Raw genomic sequence first — 15,952 nt, forward strand, 5'->3', positions numbered from 1 at the left:
CGCGTGAGAGGCGGCGCAACGGCCCGCGCCGCCCCGGCCCCAAGGGTCAGACGAAGAGGAAGTCACCCGCTGTCGGGTCTGCCCTCTGGGTGCCCTGCAGCGCGTTCATCATATCCGCATCGGCCATGACACTGGCATCGCTATCGGCCCAGGCTTGGACCAGCGCCACGCCTTCACCGTCCAGCTGCCCGTTTTCCGACTGTATGACGGCGTTCCACTCCGCCTGGCTGAAGCGCGTGTCGTCTCCGGTGCTGACCGGGGGCGTGGCATCCACCGGCGCTGGTGCAGACGCGGGCGCCGTTGCCGGTTCCGGCGGTGCGGGCCGCTCGGCCGCCGGCTGAGCCGCAGCCACCGTGAAGCTCGCGGTGCCGTTCGACATCAGGGCCTGCGACAGGCCCGTATCGACGCCGCCAATCTCGATGGCCTGGACATGGAGGTTCCGGTCGGTGGTGGCCGTCCCGCCCCAGGCATCATTGGTGAACCGGACGGAAACCTGGTGGGGCTGGCCGGCATCGACTCTGCCAAGCTCCACCACCTGCCCTCCCGTTGCGTGCGGCGCGGTGATGGCGCCGTTGAAGACCGTCTCGCTGTTCAGGATGACACCGGCAATGGGGTCACCCTGCCAGCTCTCCGCACCGAGCCTGATGGTCAATGGAACGCCGGCCGGGTCGGCATCCGGCGCTGGTGCGGGTTCCGGCGGTGCGGGCGGCTCGGCCGCCGGCTGAGCCGCAGCGACCGTGAAGCTCGCGGTGCCGTTCGACATCAGGCTGCGCGACGAACCTGTATCGACGCCGCCAATCTCGATGGCCTGGACATGGAGGTTCCGGTCGGTGGTGGCCGTCCCGCCCCAGGCATCATTGGTGAACTGGACGGAAACCTGGTGGGGCTGGCCGGCATCGACTCTGCCAAGTTCCACCACCTGCCCTCCCGTTGCGTGCGGCGCGGTGATGGCGCCGTTGAAGACCGTCTCGCTGTTCAGGATGACAACGGCAATGGGGTCACCCTGCCAGCTCTCCGCACCGAGCCTGATGGTCAGTGGAACGCCGGCCGGATCGGCATCCGGCGCGGGTGCGGGTTCCGGCGCCGGGCTGGGTTCCGGCGCAGGGGCCGGTTCCGGCGCGGGGGTGGGCTGCGATGCCGGGGGCGGGGCCACGATGACGGCCCAAGGCGAGGCGGTATCCACGCCGGGATCGTATGTCAGCGTGATCATATCGGTGATGGTCATGGGGCCGGTGCCGTATTGCGACGGCGAAAGCCCGTTGACACTGTTGGCCGTGAGCGTCGCGGTCGTCGAGGTCGCGTTCCACAGCAGCCTGGCGCTTGGCGAGGCCATGTCGTTCAGGAAGGTGTTGTTGCTGACCTCCAGGGTGGAGCCGCGGTGCACATTGCCCTCCACGCCATAGGAGATCATCACCGGGTTGCCGGATTTCGCGCCTTGTTCGATGACGTTGCCCTTGATGACGGCGACGCCGCCATTGGGCAGGTCGATGCTGTAGCTGCCGGTGCCATCCGCGCCATCCACGATGCGGCTGTCGGTGATGGTGGTGGCCAAGGCACGGCTCTTGATCTGGTGGCCGACGGCCGCGTCGTGGAAGTAGCTGTCGGACACGGTCAGCCTGCCGATCTCGCCCACATAGAGATTGTGGGTGTAGCCGTCGCCGGCGCCGTTGCTGCTGAACTCCGAGTCACGGATCGTGATGCTGCCCGAGGGCGCCGGGTTGGCCAGCAGGCCGTTCTGGTTGTCGTGGAAATAGCTGTTGGTGATCGTGAGATCGCCGCCCTGGTAGCGGATGCCGGCGCCGTTGCCGTCCGGCACCGCGGCGCCGGAGAATTCGAAACGATCGATCGTGATGTCCGTGTTGGTGACCAGGATCCCCTTCCTGTTCCCGGGGGCCTCCGTGGCGACCATCTTCACCATGCCACCGACGCCCTGGAGCGTGATCTTGGTATCGATGGTCGCGAAGTCGTTGATGTAGGTGCCGGCGTCGACCGCCAGAACATCCCCATCACGCGACGCTGCCACTGCGGCAGAAATATTCGAGAACTGCTTGTCCTCACCTATAGTCAAAATCGCCACTATAAATTCCTTACGATATTGGCGGTCCGCGACAATCAAAAATCATCGTGGCGTGGAGGAGTCAAGTTAGAGAAAAAATTGTTCGGTGTTCGTTCAGAAATTCAGGCAAACCAGAACTGTATTAGATTATTCTACGCGCTGAATAGGTCCGGATTAACTTCCGACGAATGTGTTCATTCTATGTCGTGATTCGGCGCTGATATGGCGATGGCGGCGTGACTGCTGCCGCTTCGGATCTCGTCCGGCGAGGCTTGGGCCGGTCGTCCGCGGCGGCACTGGCCGTGCAGGCTCATCCCCGTTCCCGCAGGGCTCCGGGCTGCATCCTTTCGCATCCTCGCCCGTTACGCATTCGGCGCATCATGTGCCGTGATGAAGGGACCGGGGATGCGCTGCCGCGCTGTGACATGAGAAGCCTGCACCTTCGGCCTGAACCGATACGCCCCGACCCCACGACCGGGCTTCTCGCCGCGCTGCGCGAAGCGGCCGCCCATATCGCTGCGGAAGCGGCGACACTGGATGTCGATGGCGCCTTCCCCGGGGCGGGTGTCGCCGCGCTGCGCGACATCGGCCTGCTGACCGCCCCCCTGCCGCGCGCCCTTGGCGGCGCAGGCCTTGGCACCACGCCGGAAGGGGCCGCGCCGCTGGCCACCGCGCTGCGGCTGGTCGGCCGCGCCAGCCTGCCGCTGGGTCGGCTCTATGAGGGTCATGTGAACGCGCTGCGCCTGGTGCTGCGCCATGGCAGCCCTGCGCAGGCCGAGGCCGCGGCGCGGGATGCACGGCGAGGCTGCTTCTTCGGCGTCTGGAACACCGATGGCTTCAACGAGCCGCCCCTGGCCGTGGCGGACGGCGTGCTGCGCGGGCGAAAGATCCTGTGTTCCGGTGCCGGCCGGGTGGACCGTGCGCTGGTCACGGCACGGGACAGCGTCGCGGCGCCGCCGCAGATGCTGCTGGTTGATCTTGCGCCGGGGGAGCGGGCGGATCTGTCGCCCTGGACCGCGCAGGGCATGCGCGCCTCCGCCACCGGCGCCGTGGATTTCACCGGCCTGCCTGCCGTGCTGATCGGCCAGCAGGGCGATTACCTGCGCCAGCCGGATTTCTCCGGCGGCGCCTGGCGCTTCGCCGCCGTGCAATGCGGCGGGGTGGAAGCGGTGCTCGGCCTGCTCCGCGCGCATCTCAGCCACACCGGCCGAGGCGGTGACCCGCACCAGGCGGCGCGGCTCGGCCAGGCTGCGATGGCGGCGGAGACGGCGCGGCTCTGGGTGCACTCCGCCGCGCAACGCGCCGAAGCGGCGCTGCCGGAGGCGGACACCGTGGCCTATGTGAACCTGGCACGGCTGGCGGTGGAGCGGACGGCGCTGGATGTGCTGGAACTGGCGCAGCGCTCCATCGGGTTGCAGGCCTTCATGCGCCCCAACCCCATCGAGCGCGTCGCCCGCGACCTCGCCACCTATCTGCGCCAGCCGGCGCCGGACCGGGCGCTGGTCGGCGCGGCGGCGCATGTGCTGGAGGCGGCGGCGGAGCCGGGTGACCTGTGGGGCTGATCCCGGCCGGGGATTGGCTGCGCGCGGCGGAGCGCGACCTGCCCCGCGGCGCCGACCCCGCCGCGCTGCTCGGCCCGGATGGCGCGGCGCTGGTGCTGGCGCCGCATCCGGATGATGAGAGCGTCGGCTGCGGCGGGCTTCTCGCCGCCTGCGCCGCGGCGGGGCGGAGGGTGACGGTGGTGGTGGTCAGCGATGGCGCCGGGTCCCACCCCGGCTCCCGCACCTGGCCGCCCGTGCGCCTCGCGGAGCTGCGCCAGGCGGAGACGCGGGATGCGGTGGCGGCGCTGGGTCTGGATGCGGCGCGGGACCTGCATTTCCTGGGGCTGCCCGATCGCAGCGTGCCGCGCGAAGGTGCGGCCTTCGACGCGGCGCTGGCGCGGCTGCTGGATTTGGCGCCGCCGTCCTGCACCATCTTCGCCGCCTGGCAGCACGACCCGCATGCCGACCACGCCGCCAGCTTCGTCCTGGCTGCGGCGCTGCGGCAGCGCCTTGCGGCCCGGCTATTCGCCTACCCGGTCTGGGGCCTGGCCCATGCGCATCCCGTGCCCGGCTTCCCGCTGGCCCCGCCGCCTGAATTGCCGGCGCCGCCGCGCGGCCATCGCCTGGATGTCTCGGCCTGGCTGCCCGCCAAGCGCCGCGCCATCGCCGCCCACCGGTCCCAGCTCGGCCAGGTGGTGCAGGACGATCCGGCTGGCTTCGTGCTGCCACAGGCGCTGCTGGACCTCGCCTGCCGGGCGGAGGAACTGTTCCTGGAGGATCCGGCATGAGCCTGCCACCGGCGTATTTCGAGGCGCTGTACCAGGCCGACCCCGACCCCTGGCGCTTCGCCGAAAGCGACTACGAACGCGACAAATACGCAGCCACCCTCGCCGCCCTGCCGCGCCGCCGCTACCGACGCGCCTTCGAGGCCGGCTGTTCCATCGGCGTGCTGACGGCGGCGCTGGCGCCACGCTGCGACGCGCTGCTGGCGGTGGATGCGGCGGCCGCGCCCTTGCAGGCGGCGCGGGACCGCTGCGCCGCGCTGCCGCAGGTCACGCTGCGCCAGGCGGTGCTGCCGGCGGATTGGCCGGCGGCGCGCTTCGACCTGATGCTGTTTTCCGAGGTTCTGTACTATCTGGACCGGGACGATCTGCACCGCCTGGCGGCACGGACAGCGGCCAGCCTGGCAGCGGGCGGCGACATCCTGCTGGTGCATTGGACGGGCGAGACGGACTACCCGCTGACCGGCGATGCGGCCGCCGAGGCCTTCTGCGCTGCCCTCTCGTCGCAGGCCGAGGTCACCTGGCAAAACCGCGCAGATCGCTACCGGCTGGACCTGCTGCGCGGCCGCTGAACACCGCCCGGCCCAGGCGCAGCAGCTTCAGCAGGGTGCGACCGCGGGCGATTTCCTCCGGCAGATCGGCAAGCCGCAGCGGCCGGCGGCGCAGCGCCGGTGCGGCGCGCTGCAACTCCTCCCAGGCCGGCCAGAAATGCGGCATCGCGGCGATGGCGCGCAGCCTCTCGCGCGGCAGGCCGAGCGCCAGCGCCAGCCGGGCCGGGTCGCCCAGGCGGGGCCGGCCGGAATGCAGGCGCCGCAGCGCGTGGCGGCAGCGCAGCCGCAGCAGCGCGGCGAGGGCGGGCTCCAGCCTGTCATCGACCGGTGCATCGGGCTGCGCCAGGCGCTGGCGCAGCGTATCCGCCATGCCACCCACCGCCCGCCCCTCCAGGCGGCATGAGACGATGACGCGCGCCGCCGGGCTGTGCCGCACCCGCAGCCCGGCGCCGAGCAATGCCGCGAACAGGGCGCGATCCTCCCCCACCGGCAACTCCGGCAGCCCGCCGACGGCGCGATAGGCGGACAGGCGCAGCGCGATGGAGGCGCCGGAATGCACGGCGTGGCGCGGCCAGGGGTCGTGCGGGTCGGAATCGACCAGGGTTGCCAGTTCCTCCAGCAGCGCGGCGTAGCGGGCCTCCATCGCCTCCCACCTCCGCAAGGACGCGGGCAGCAACGCGGCTTCGGTGGGGTCCGTGGCGTAGGTGCCGGCCACGGCATCCGCGCCGGCGGCGAAGGCGGCCAGGTTGGCGGCGATCCAGCCGGGGGTGGCGCGGCCATCCGCATCGGTGCTGAACAGCAGCGGATCGGGCCCTGGCGCCGCGCCGAACAGGGCCGCGCCGGCATCCATCGCCGCGCGGCGGGCGCCGCCGGCATGGGCGCGGCGGGGCGGCAGGCAGCATTCGGCCACCTCCAGCCGATAGGGCAGGGCCGGTGCCAGGCTGCGGGCCAGACCGGCGGTGTCGTCGCTGCAATTATTGGCCAGCACCAGCACGGCGATCGCGTCCTGCTGCACGCCCTGCTGCACCGCCAGGGCCGCAAGGCAGGCGGGCAATTGGTCGGCCTCGTCCCGTGCAGGGATGGCGATGACAAGGCGCGGCGGGGAGGGGGATGAAATCGGCATTGGGCGCCGGGCAAACGCCCCCCACCCCGGGGCCGTTCCGTCACGGAACCGTTGGAAGGGTCAGTGACCGTTTGAGAACACCTGCAGGTCGTCAGCCGCCGGCATTCTCAAACGGTCACTCAGGTCACCGCGCCGGTGATGAAATCGGCCGCGCGTTCCGCGATCATCAACGTCGTCGCATAGGTGTTGGCGGACGGCATGGACGGCATGATCGAGGCATCCACCACGCGCAGCCCGGCCAGCCCATGCACCAGCAGCCGGTCGCTGACTACGGCGGTCGGGTCCGTCTCCGGCCCCATCCGCGCCGTGCCGATCAGGTGGTAGGTGGTGCTGCCGTTCCTTTTGGCGAAATCGAGCAACTCGTCATCGCCCTGCACCTTCGGCCCCGGCAGCGTTTCGCCATCCAGATACTGGCCCAGCTCCGGCGTGCCGAGCATCCGGCGCAGCAGCTTCATGCCGCCGAGATGCACGCGGATATCCATCGGGTCCGACAGGTAGTTCGGGTTGATCTCCGGGTCCTCGAACACGTCGGTGCTGCGCGCCCGCACCCAGCCGGTGCTTTCGGGGCGGTGTTGCCAGGCGCCGGCGGTGACGCCGGGGTAGTCGTCCAGCACATAGACCTTGCCCTCGGCGTAACTGCCGGGGGTGAAGACGCATTGCAGATCGGGCTGGTCCAGCCCCTCGAAGCTTTTCCAGAAGACATGCACATGGGATGGCGTGGTGGCCAGGATGCTCGGCCGCCCGGTGGCCCAGCGGGCGATCTGCGCGCCGAGCTTCAGGCCGCGCGCCAATTCGTTCAGCGTCTCCACGCCCGGCTTGGCGCGCATGACGAAGCGGCTGGCATAATGGTCGCGGAAGTTGGACCCGACGCCGCGCACATCGCGCACCACCGGCACGCCAAGCCGCCCCAGCAATTCCGCAGGCCCGACGCCCGAGATCTGCAGCAGCCGCGCCGTATTCACCGTGCCGGAACACAGGATCACCTCCCGCCGCGCCATCACCTGCCGCGGCGCCGCGCCGCGCGCGGTAAGGTAGGCGATGCCGGTGGCGCGGGTGCCCTCGAACAGGATGCGGCTGGCGCGGGCGTTGGTGCGGACTTCCAGGTTCGGCCGCTTCATCGCCGGCCTCAGGAAGGCCACGGCGGCGGAGATGCGGCGGCCGTTGCGGATGGTGCGCTGGTAGTAGCCGACGCCGGCCTGTTGGCCGCTGTTGTAGTCCGGCGCGCGGGGGATGCCGATGCCCTCGCAGCCGCGGATGAAGGCCTCCGAGACCTGGTTGATCCAGTCCATGTCGGTGATCGGGATGCCATCCGCATTGCGGCCGCGCGACTCGCCGATTTCCTTCCCCACCGGGCCGATGCGATTCTCGCTGCGCCGGTAATAGGGCAGGCAATCCGCATAGCCCCAGCCGCGATTGCCGCGCTGCGCCCAACTGTCCAGATCGGTCGGCTGGCCGCGATTGTAGATCAGCCCGTTGACGGAGGAAGACCCGCCCAGCGTGCGCCCCTGCGTCGTGCTGATGCGCCGCCCGCCGGTCATCGGGATGGCCTCGGTCTTGAACTGCCAGGTCACCGCCGGGTTGGCGAGCGTCTTGATGAAGCCGGCCGGGATATGGATGAAGGGGTTGCGGTCCGGCGGCCCGGCTTCCAGCACGCAGACGGTGACAGCCGGGTCAGCCGTCAGCCGGTTGGCCAGCACCGATCCGGCCGCGCCGGACCCGACGATGACGTAGTCGAAGCTTTCGGTCACGGCGCGGATTTCAGCAGCACCACGGCCTCGATCTCCACGGCGATGCCGCGAGGCAGGCTGGCCAGGCCCACGGCGGAGCGTGCCGGGCGGCCGGAATCGCCGAACACCTCCACGAACAAATCGGTACAGCCGTTGATGACTTCCGGCTGGTGGCCGAATTCCGGCACGGCGCGGACCATGCCGAGCACCTTCAGGATGGTGTCCACCCGGTCCAGCGAACCCAGCGCGCCGCGCATATTGGCCAGCAGGTTGATGCCGCAGAGCCGCGCCGCCTCATACCCCTGCGCCACATCGAGATCGGCGCCGACCAGCCCGGTGATCGAACTGCCATCCGCCCGCCGCGGCCCCACGCCCGAGAGGAACAGGAGCCCCCCGCCGATCCGCCAGGGCACGTAGTTGCCCATCGGCTTCGGCGAGGGCGGCAGTTCCAGGCCGAGTTCGGCGAGGCGGCGTTCGGCGGACATGGGGCGGCTCCGTGGCGGGAATGGTTCCTAATCTGCCGGGCAGGGCGCCGCTGATCCATCCCCCGATTGAGGCTGGCGCGTCACTCCCACTCGATGGTCAATCAGAGTCTTAGGCACAAGTTTTCATTCAGAAATTCGCCCCATAACGCCGTCATATACCGTCATCCATACCGTCAGATGATAGCCTCAGAGAGCCCGCCCGGATGGCAGCCCGAGCATCGCCGCTCACAGCCAATCAGTGCGCACTTCTAGCCGCGCCGCGTCAGAAGGCGGAGCTTCTCCAACGCTACACGCTCGCTTTCCTTGTGGTCGATCGTCCCGGCGAACCGCCCCGCCGCGTCAAGCAGGAAGATGCTGGCGGAATGGTCCATCGTGTAGCCGCCGCCCTCCAGCGGAACGCGGCGGTAGATGACACGAAAGCCGCGTGCAGCCGCCGCGATCTGCGCCTCGGTGCCGGTCAGCCCGATGATCTTCCGATCAAAGGCCTCCAGGTAGGCGGCCATCGCCTGCGGCGTGTCGCGCTCGCCGTCGACGCTCACGAACAGCCAATGAAGCTGGTCCGCATCGGCGCCCAGCGCCTCGATGAAGCCCGTCATCTCGGTGAGCGTGGTCGGGCAGACATCGGGGCAATAGGTGAAGCCGAAGAACACCGCCATCGGCCGGCCGCGGAAGTCGCGTTCGGTGACCGCGCGGCCGCGGTGGTCGGTCAGGCTGAAGGGCCCGCCGATCGCCAGCGTCTGCGGCCCGGTCGCGACGCGCGGCGGCGCCAGCGGACCATCGGAGACCAGCCACCCGCCGGTGGTGGCCAGCAGCAGGAAGCCCACGACGCCAACGGCGCCCCAGGCCACCCAACGGATGATGCGCAGCATCGTCGCCTCAATGCCCCTGGTGCGGCCCGGTGCCGCGCGCACCCGGCGCATCGACGGCTAGTTCGACCGCAACACGCCCCGCGCGCTCGAACACGAGGGTGAGCGGCACGCTGGCGCCCTGTTGGAAGCCGCCTTGTGGCCCGATCAGCATCAGATGCTGGCCGCCAGGTGCCAACCGCACCTCCCCGCCTGGCGGCACCGCAATGCCGTCGGTGATCGGGCGCATGCGCATGATGCCGTCGGTGACGGACATCTCGTGCAACTCGACGCGCGCCGCGCGCGGCGTCTCGGCGGCGACCAGCCGATCCGGCGCGGAGCCGGTGTTGCGGATCACCATGTAGCCGGCGGCAGTCGGCGCCGCGGCGCCCACGGCGCGCGTCCAGGGATGGTCGATGGCCAGGTCCCCGGCACGGAAATCGTGCGCGGCGAGCGGGGCGCCAAGGAAGGGCAGGGAGACGAAGGCGGCGCCGGTCATCAGGACCGCGCGCAGAAGGGTGCGACGCATGGAAGGTTGCTCCGACAAGGGATGGAACAGCCCCGCGCCAGGCGGGGCGGGCTTCAGCCGAGGGTCGGAGCGACAGGCGGTGCGCGGGCCGGCGGCGGTGCACGCGCCGGCGGCAGGGGCGATGCGCCGGCGAAGGCAGCGCGGTGCGCGGCCAGCGTCGTCCAGGCCGGCATCGGCAGCACGAGTGGGGCCGGCGGCGGCGCATCCGCCGCATCGGGCAGACGGCACAGCGGACAATGCGACGCGGCCTCGGCGTCCGGCGCCTGCTCGGGCGCATCCGGCGCGGGCAGGCCGGACGGCAGGCACAGGCTTGCCCGCAGCATCGCGTCGAAGGCGGCCCTGTCCATTGCCGCGAAGGCCGGCAGCGGCGCCAGTAGCCGCGCCACCATGGCCAGCAGCACCAGGGCGGAGATCGGCACGCGCAGTTCGGCCCAGGCCCGCCTCATGCGGCGCGCGGCCCCCACAGGATGATCGCCGCGCCACCCAGGGCAACGGCACCGCCGATCAGGTCCCAGCGATCGGGCTCGAAACCCTCGACCACCCGCAGCCACACAAGTGTCGCCGCGATGTAGACGCCGCCATAGACCGCATAGGCGCGGCCGGCATGCTCCACCTCGACCAGGGTCAGCAACCACGCGAAGGCGATGAGCGCGGCGACGCCCGCGGCTGCCCACACCGCCGAATGGCCCAGCCGCAGCCACGCCCAGAAGGCGAAACAGCCAGCGATCTCCGCCAGCGCGGCCGCGGCGTAGATCGCGACCGTCCTCATCGCCGGGCGGGCGCCTCGGCGACCTCGATGCCGGGGATGCAGGACTGTCGGGTCAGCCAGGGCCAGGGATTCTCCGCGCGCCCGTCGCGGCGCAGCTCGACATGCAGGTTCGCCCCGGTGGTGCGGCCGGTGCGCCCCACCACGCCGAGGTCCTGGCCCGCCGCGACCGGACGCCCGGCCGCCACGCCGGGCGCGAAGCGTGCCAGGTGGGCGTATCGAGCGCGGGAGCCGTCGGCGTGCTCGATCTCGATCATCAGGCCGTAGTCGTAGTAGCGGCCGGCGAAGACCACCACGCCGTCGCTCAGCGCCACCACGGGCGTGCCGACCGGCGCGCGGATGTCCACGCCGGGATGAGGCCTGCCGTGGCGCAAGCCGAAGCCCGAGGAGAACTCGCCCGCGACCGGCATGGTCGCTGGACAGGGGGCTGCGAGCGCGGCGGACCCGGTGCCGAGAACGAAGGCGAGACCGAGGATCAGGGAGGGACGATGGATCATGGCGCGGTCCGTGCCTTGACCCGCTCCGGAAGGCAACCCCGGAGCCTCAGCCACGGGGCGCCGCGCCCGGCGGCAGCAGTGGGCGGATCAGCGCGGAGAAGCGCTCGAAGCTCTGCACGCCGCGATGCAGCTGCCCGTTGATCACGAAGGAAGGGGTCGCGTTGACGCCCGACTCGCGCTCGCCCTGCAGCCGCATCAGGATGATCGGGTCGGTGAAGCCGCGGTCGGTCATGCAGGCGTCGATCCGCGCCGCCGGGATCCCGGCGAGCGTGCCGGCGCGGCGCAGCCAGGTGCGCGCATCCGGGCTGTGCGCCCAGGCCTCCTTGTTCGCGTAGAGGGTCGAGATCAGCGCCTCGTATCGCTCCGGCCCGCCGCAATGGACCATCGCCGCCGCATCGAGCGCCACGCGGTCGAGCGGGAAGTCGCGCATCACGAAGCGCACCAGCCCCGGCTCGATGAAGGTCGTGCGAATGCGCGGGAAGATCGTGGTGTGGAAGTTCGCGCAATTGCCGCAGGTCAGCGAGTGGTACTCGATGACCGCCACCGGGGCATCGGCGCGGCCGATGATGCGCTCGCCCGGCAGCGGTCGCGGGGTGTCGGGGGCGGGTGCCGTCGGCTCGAAGGCCTGGGGCCCGGGCGCCTGGGCGAGTGCGGTCGCCGCCGGAACGACGAATGCGGCGGCAAGCGCCGCCCGGCGGGTTATGGTGTGGGACATGGGTGGTTCCTCCGGCTCTGGGATAGTGGTCATTGCGGCTGCACCTGGGGCGACGGTGCGCGAAAGCTAGTCAGCACCAGCAGCGTGACGCCGCAGACGATGGCGACATCGGCCATGTTGAAGGTCGGCCAGTGCCAGCCGCCGTAATGCGCGTCGATGAAGTCGGTGACCGCGCCGATGCGCAGGCGGTCGGCGATGTTGCCGATCGCCCCGCCGATGATGAGGCCGATCGCCGTCGCCTCGGTCCGGTTGGCCGCGCGCCGCAGCCAATGTAGCAGCCAGGCCACCACGGCGAGCTTGATGCCGACCAGCAGCCACACCGCGCCGGCCGCGCTGTCGGCGAACATCCCGAAGGTGACGCCGGTGTTGAAGCCAAGCCGCAGGTTCAGCACCGGCAGCAGCGTGATCCCTTCGCTGTAGGGCGGCCAGAGCGCTTCCAGCGCCCAGGCCTTGGTCGCCTGGTCGATGACCGCTGCGATTGGTGCCGCGATCAGGCCGAAGCGGCGCAGCGCGCGGGGGGCGGGCGTCGTCATCCCAGCCGAGCCAGCCATGGAAATGCCTCCAGGATCCAGATGGCGAGACGGGTCATCTCGCCGGTTGCGATGGCCAGGCCGGCCGCGAGCATGACGACGCCGCTCGCGACCTGCAGGATCCGCCCGAGCCGCCCGAGCCGCCGCGCACGAGCCATCGCTGCCGGCAGGTAGAAGGCCGCCAGCAGGAACGGCACGCCGAGGCCCAGCGCATAGGCGGCCAGCAGCCCGACCCCGGCGCCGGGTGTCAGCGCCGCGGCCGTCAACACGCCGGCCAGCACCGGCCCGATGCAGGGCGTCCAGCCGAAGCCGAAGGCGACGCCGATCAGCGTGGCGGAGACCGGGCCGCCGCCCTCGCCCGGCGGCCTGAAGCGCAGGTCGCGCATCAGCGGCGCCACGCGCAGCAGGCCCATCTGCACGAGCCCCATCGCCGCGATGAGCAGGCCGGAGACGACGGTGAGCTCGTAGGACCAGCGCCGCAGCAGCCCGCCGATCGCGGTCGCGCCGAGGCCCAGCAGCACGAACACCAGCCCGAAGCCCAGCACGAAAAAGACGGACAGGCGCAGCGCCCGCCAACGCTCGGCGCGCGCCGTGGCGAGGTCGGTCCCCGCCACCCAGGCGACGTAGCCCGGCACCAGCGGCAGCACGCAGGGCGACAGGAACGACACCAGCCCCCCGCCGAAGGCGAGAACCATGCCGAACAGGGTGAGGTCGATCGTCACGCGCGTCGCCTCCCGGCCAGCGCGATTCCCGCGAGCGCCGCGACGCCGATCGCGACAGGCAGGTCGCCAAAGCGCGCATAGGGCGTGCCGCCGGGCAGCGCCGCCGGCAGCGGCAGGTCCAGCACGCCTTCGGTCGCCAGCGGCAGCCGCGCGCGCTCGCGCCCCACCGCGTCGGTCACCAGCGAGATGCCGCTGTTCGCCACGCGAATCAGCGGCAGGCCGAGTTCGATGGCGCGCAGCCGGGCGGCCAGGGCGTGCTGGTAGGGGCCCCAGGAGGTGCCGAACCAGGCATCGTTGGTTACCGTCAGGATCCAGCCCGGCGCCGGACCTTGCGCCGGCAACGTGGTGGGGAAGATTGCCTCGTAGCAGATCAGCGGCCAGAGCGGCGGCAGCCCGGCCACGCGCATCGCCTCGCGAGGCGGGCCGGGGATGAAGTCCACCGTCCCGACGGTGATCTTCGGCAGATCCGCGAGCAGCCGGCGGAGCGGCTGGTATTCGCCGAACGGCACCAGCTGGATCTTGTCGTAGGCGGCGGTGATCGCCCCGGTGTCGTCGAGCGCGACCAGGCTGTTGAGCAGCGCCGGGCCGCCATCGTCCGCGATGGTCCGTCGCACCGCGCCGGTCAGCAGCGCGCCGCCCGGCGGGATGATGCGCGCGACCTCCGCGCGGATCGCCGGCGATTCGGCGAGGAGGTAGGGCACGGCACTTTCCGGCCAGATGATGTGGGTCGGTGCCACGCCATCCGCCGCAGGCGCGGCACTGAGCGCCAGCAGGCGGCCGAGGATGCGCTCGCGCTCGCCCTCGGCCCATTTCAGGTCCTGCGCGATGTTCGGCTGCACCAGGCGCAGCCGGATGCCTGGCGCGTCAGCGGGCATCGCATCGGCAAGCCGCGTTGTGCCCCAGGCCCAGGGCAGGGCAATGATGACCGTCGCGGCAAGCGCGGGCCCGACGCGCCGCTGCCGCACCGCCACGCCGGCCAGCACCGCGGCAAGCACGGCGAGCAGCCCGAGGCCATGGATGCCGACCAGCGCCGCCGCCTGCAGCCCGGCATCGCTGGCGCCCCAGGCATGGCCCGCGATATTCCACGGAAAGCCGGTCAGCACCGCGCCGCGCAGCCATTCGCCCGCGACCCAGAACGCGGCCAACGCCAGGGCGAGCGGCACGCCGCCCGCGCGGCCCGCCAGCAGCCGCGCCGCAGCGACCGAGCATGCGGGGAACAGCGCGAGGCCGGCGCTGAGCGCGGCCAGGGCCGGCAGCGCCAGCGCGCCAAAGCGCGCCGCATCCGCGCTGAACGCCTCGGTGATCCAGGACAGGCCGACCAGGAACGATCCCAGGCCGAACAACCAGCCAAGCACGAAGGCGCCGCGCAGGGACGCCGTCCGCTCAAGCTGGAACCACAGGCCGCCGAAGGCCACCACGCCGGCGGGCGCGATGTGCAGTGGCGCCAGCGCGATGGCACTGAGCGCTCCGAGCCCGAGCGCGGTGGCGCCATAGGCCATGCGGTGCGTCACGCGGCGGATTGGTCCGCGTGCCGCTTGCGACCGCGTCACGCACGCGCCGTCGTGGCGGGTCCGCGGCAGCACGAAGCCCTTCATGGCGCGGTGCAGATCAGCGCTGTCGTTCGGGGCCGGCCTTCCCATTGTCAGTGCCAATGCGCCCGGAGCGGCAGGACCACTGCGCCCGCGCGTTCGAAGCGCAACGTGACGCGGATTTCGTCGCCGAGCGCGAGCGGTGCCTGCAGGTCGCGCAGCAGAAGGTGCCGCCCGCCGGGCTCCAGGGCGACGACGTCACCGGCAGGGATGACGAAGCCCTCTGTGACGGCGCGCGCACCGCCGGAGGCGGACGGGTCTGGTTCACGCAGTTCCACGGCGGCCGCGCCGGACGACGTGGCGGAGAGCAGCCTGTCCGCCTCACTGCCCCGGTTGCGGATCGTCACGAACCCGAACGACAGGCGCTGGTCGTTGTCGGCGGCCTTCGCCCAGGCTCCGGTCAGAAGCAGGCCGCCCGCCTGAACATCCTGGGCCGCAGCCGGGCCCGACAGGATCAGGCGCCACGCGAGGAGGACAGCGGGCATCAGCCAGCGCCGCCCGGGAATGCTGCCGGGCGTCATACGGTCGCCCTTGTGCTGTTCCGCGCCACCCAGGGATCTACGACGAAGGACATCAGGCAGCATCCTTGGGCCTGGCAGGCGTCCAGCGCAGCAGCCTGAGCGCATTCAGCGTCACCAGGACCGTCGCGCCGGTATCCGCCATGATCGCCGGCCACAACCCGGTGATGCCGAGCATTGTGGTGACCAGGAACACCGCCTTCAGCCCAACCGCGACGGCGACGTTCTGCTTCACATTCGCCATGGTCGCGCGCGACAGGGAGACGAGTTCCGCCACCCCCGTCACGCGGTCCTTCAGCACGGCGGCATCGGCGGTCTCCAGCGCGACATCGGTGCCGCCGCCCATCGCCACGCCGACATTGGCCGCCGCCAGCGCCGGCGCGTCGTTGATGCCGTCGCCCACCATCACCACCGCGCCGCGCTCGCGCAGCTTGCCGATTTCGCGCAGCTTGTCGTCGGGCAGCAGTTCCGCCTTGGCGTCGAGGCCGAGCGAGATGGCGATCGCCTCCCCGGTGCGGCGGTTGTCGCCGGTCAGCATCACCGGGCGCACGCCGAGCGCGGTGATCGCCGCGATGCCGGCCGCGGCGTCCGCGCGCGGCTCGTCGCGCAGAGCGACCAGCGCGGCGACCGCGCCGCCGGCAAGCACGACCGACACCGTCTTGCCCTCGCCCTGGAGCCGGTCGAGTTCGGCCTCCAGCGGGCCGAGCGTGGCGTTCGACTCCCGCGCATGGCGCGGGCTGCCGATGCTGACCTGCACGCCATCGACCGTGCCGGCCACGGCGCGGCCGGGGATGGCCGACTGCGCCTCTGCCGCCGACACCGCGACACCGCGCGCCGCCGCCTCCGCCAGGATCGCCTTGGCGAGCGGGTGGGAGGAGCCCTGCTCGACCGCCGCGGCGAGCGCGAGCACCGCCTCTGCCGTGCGGCCCTCGGCCGGCAGCACGTCGGTGACGCGCGGACGGCCTTCGGTCAGCGT

The 15,952-nt window shown here is 71.5% G+C and carries 18 protein-coding genes; 3 read left to right on the plus strand and 15 right to left on the minus strand.

The features are described from left to right. Nucleotides 1-46: 46 nt before the first annotated feature. Nucleotides 47-2,077, minus strand: coding sequence for a carbohydrate-binding domain-containing protein (locus tag Q8S40_RS15880; RefSeq protein WP_305671156.1), 2,031 nt, complete (start codon nucleotides 2,075-2,077; stop codon nucleotides 47-49). A gap of 404 nt (nucleotides 2,078-2,481) precedes the next feature. On the opposite strand from Q8S40_RS15880, the gene Q8S40_RS15885 reads away from it, so the two are divergent. Genes Q8S40_RS15885 through Q8S40_RS15895 form a run of 3 tightly spaced genes read left to right on the plus strand, consistent with a single transcriptional unit; the run spans nucleotide 2,482 to nucleotide 4,951 of the window. Next, the gene (locus tag Q8S40_RS15885; RefSeq protein WP_305671157.1) at nucleotides 2,482-3,618 is read left to right on the plus strand and encodes an acyl-CoA dehydrogenase family protein; all 1,137 of its coding nucleotides are present in this window, start codon (nucleotides 2,482-2,484) and stop codon (nucleotides 3,616-3,618) included. Continuing rightward, nucleotides 3,609-4,385, plus strand: a complete 777-nt coding sequence (locus Q8S40_RS15890; RefSeq protein WP_371136846.1) for a PIG-L deacetylase family protein — start codon at nucleotides 3,609-3,611, stop codon at nucleotides 4,383-4,385. Before Q8S40_RS15885 ends, Q8S40_RS15890 begins: the two co-directional genes overlap by 10 nt. Further along, entirely contained in the window at nucleotides 4,382-4,951 is a 570-nt protein-coding gene (locus Q8S40_RS15895; protein WP_305671158.1) for an SAM-dependent methyltransferase, read from the plus strand. Before Q8S40_RS15890 ends, Q8S40_RS15895 begins: the two co-directional genes overlap by 4 nt. On the opposite strand, the gene Q8S40_RS15900 is transcribed toward Q8S40_RS15895, so the two are convergent. The 14 genes from Q8S40_RS15900 to Q8S40_RS15965 all read right to left on the minus strand — a co-directional run. Further along, a complete protein-coding gene (locus Q8S40_RS15900; RefSeq protein ID WP_305671159.1) occupies nucleotides 4,896-6,053 on the minus strand; it encodes a glycosyltransferase family 2 protein in 1,158 nt (385 codons plus the stop codon). The genes Q8S40_RS15895 and Q8S40_RS15900 overlap by 56 nt on opposite strands. Nucleotides 6,054-6,172: 119 nt before the next feature. Continuing rightward, nucleotides 6,173-7,801 (minus strand): GMC family oxidoreductase, encoded by a 1,629-nt coding sequence (locus Q8S40_RS15905; protein WP_305671160.1) that lies wholly within the window; start codon nucleotides 7,799-7,801, stop codon nucleotides 6,173-6,175. After that, nucleotides 7,798-8,265: a RidA family protein gene (locus tag Q8S40_RS15910; protein ID WP_304814698.1), complete on the minus strand. Its 468-nt coding sequence runs from the start codon at nucleotides 8,263-8,265 to the stop codon at nucleotides 7,798-7,800. The genes Q8S40_RS15905 and Q8S40_RS15910 overlap by 4 nt, the downstream gene beginning before the upstream one ends. A 248-nt stretch (nucleotides 8,266-8,513) precedes the next feature. Then, complete coding sequence (locus Q8S40_RS15915; RefSeq protein WP_305671161.1) at nucleotides 8,514-9,134, minus strand: SCO family protein; 621 nt, start codon at nucleotides 9,132-9,134, stop codon at nucleotides 8,514-8,516. A gap of 7 nt (nucleotides 9,135-9,141) precedes the next feature. Next, complete coding sequence (locus Q8S40_RS15920; RefSeq protein ID WP_230165278.1) at nucleotides 9,142-9,639, minus strand: copper chaperone PCu(A)C; 498 nt, start codon at nucleotides 9,637-9,639, stop codon at nucleotides 9,142-9,144. A gap of 53 nt (nucleotides 9,640-9,692) precedes the next feature. After that, nucleotides 9,693-10,085 (minus strand): DUF2946 family protein, encoded by a 393-nt coding sequence (locus Q8S40_RS15925; RefSeq protein ID WP_230165279.1) that lies wholly within the window; start codon nucleotides 10,083-10,085, stop codon nucleotides 9,693-9,695. Further along, a complete protein-coding gene (locus tag Q8S40_RS15930; protein ID WP_305671162.1) occupies nucleotides 10,082-10,408 on the minus strand; it encodes a YnfA family protein in 327 nt (108 codons plus the stop codon). The genes Q8S40_RS15925 and Q8S40_RS15930 overlap by 4 nt, the downstream gene beginning before the upstream one ends. Continuing rightward, the gene (locus Q8S40_RS15935) at nucleotides 10,405-10,902 is read right to left on the minus strand and encodes a M23 family metallopeptidase (RefSeq protein WP_305671163.1); all 498 of its coding nucleotides are present in this window, start codon (nucleotides 10,900-10,902) and stop codon (nucleotides 10,405-10,407) included. Before Q8S40_RS15935 ends, Q8S40_RS15930 begins: the two co-directional genes overlap by 4 nt. A 46-nt stretch (nucleotides 10,903-10,948) precedes the next feature. Beyond that, on the minus strand, nucleotides 10,949-11,617 hold the full coding sequence (locus Q8S40_RS15940; RefSeq protein ID WP_230165282.1) for a thioredoxin domain-containing protein: 669 nt from the start codon (nucleotides 11,615-11,617) through the stop codon (nucleotides 10,949-10,951). Nucleotides 11,618-11,646: 29 nt separating this feature from the next. Beyond that, entirely contained in the window at nucleotides 11,647-12,150 is a 504-nt protein-coding gene (gene lspA, locus Q8S40_RS15945) for a signal peptidase II (RefSeq protein ID WP_244458921.1), read from the minus strand. Next, on the minus strand, nucleotides 12,147-12,869 hold the full coding sequence (locus Q8S40_RS15950) for a cytochrome c biogenesis CcdA family protein (protein WP_230165284.1): 723 nt from the start codon (nucleotides 12,867-12,869) through the stop codon (nucleotides 12,147-12,149). Before Q8S40_RS15950 ends, lspA begins: the two co-directional genes overlap by 4 nt. Next, nucleotides 12,866-14,509: an apolipoprotein N-acyltransferase gene (gene lnt / locus Q8S40_RS15955; protein ID WP_305671164.1), complete on the minus strand. Its 1,644-nt coding sequence runs from the start codon at nucleotides 14,507-14,509 to the stop codon at nucleotides 12,866-12,868. Before lnt ends, Q8S40_RS15950 begins: the two co-directional genes overlap by 4 nt. 2 nt (nucleotides 14,510-14,511) lie before the next feature. Beyond that, complete coding sequence (locus Q8S40_RS15960; protein WP_230165286.1) at nucleotides 14,512-15,042, minus strand: copper chaperone PCu(A)C; 531 nt, start codon at nucleotides 15,040-15,042, stop codon at nucleotides 14,512-14,514. Next, on the minus strand, nucleotides 15,032-15,952 hold a 921-nt coding region (locus Q8S40_RS15965; protein WP_305671165.1), incomplete at its 5' end, for an HAD-IC family P-type ATPase. The genes Q8S40_RS15960 and Q8S40_RS15965, both read right to left, overlap by 11 nt.

This window comes from Falsiroseomonas sp. (genome assembly GCF_030695085.1).
Taxonomy (GTDB): Bacteria; Pseudomonadota; Alphaproteobacteria; order Acetobacterales; family Acetobacteraceae; genus Falsiroseomonas.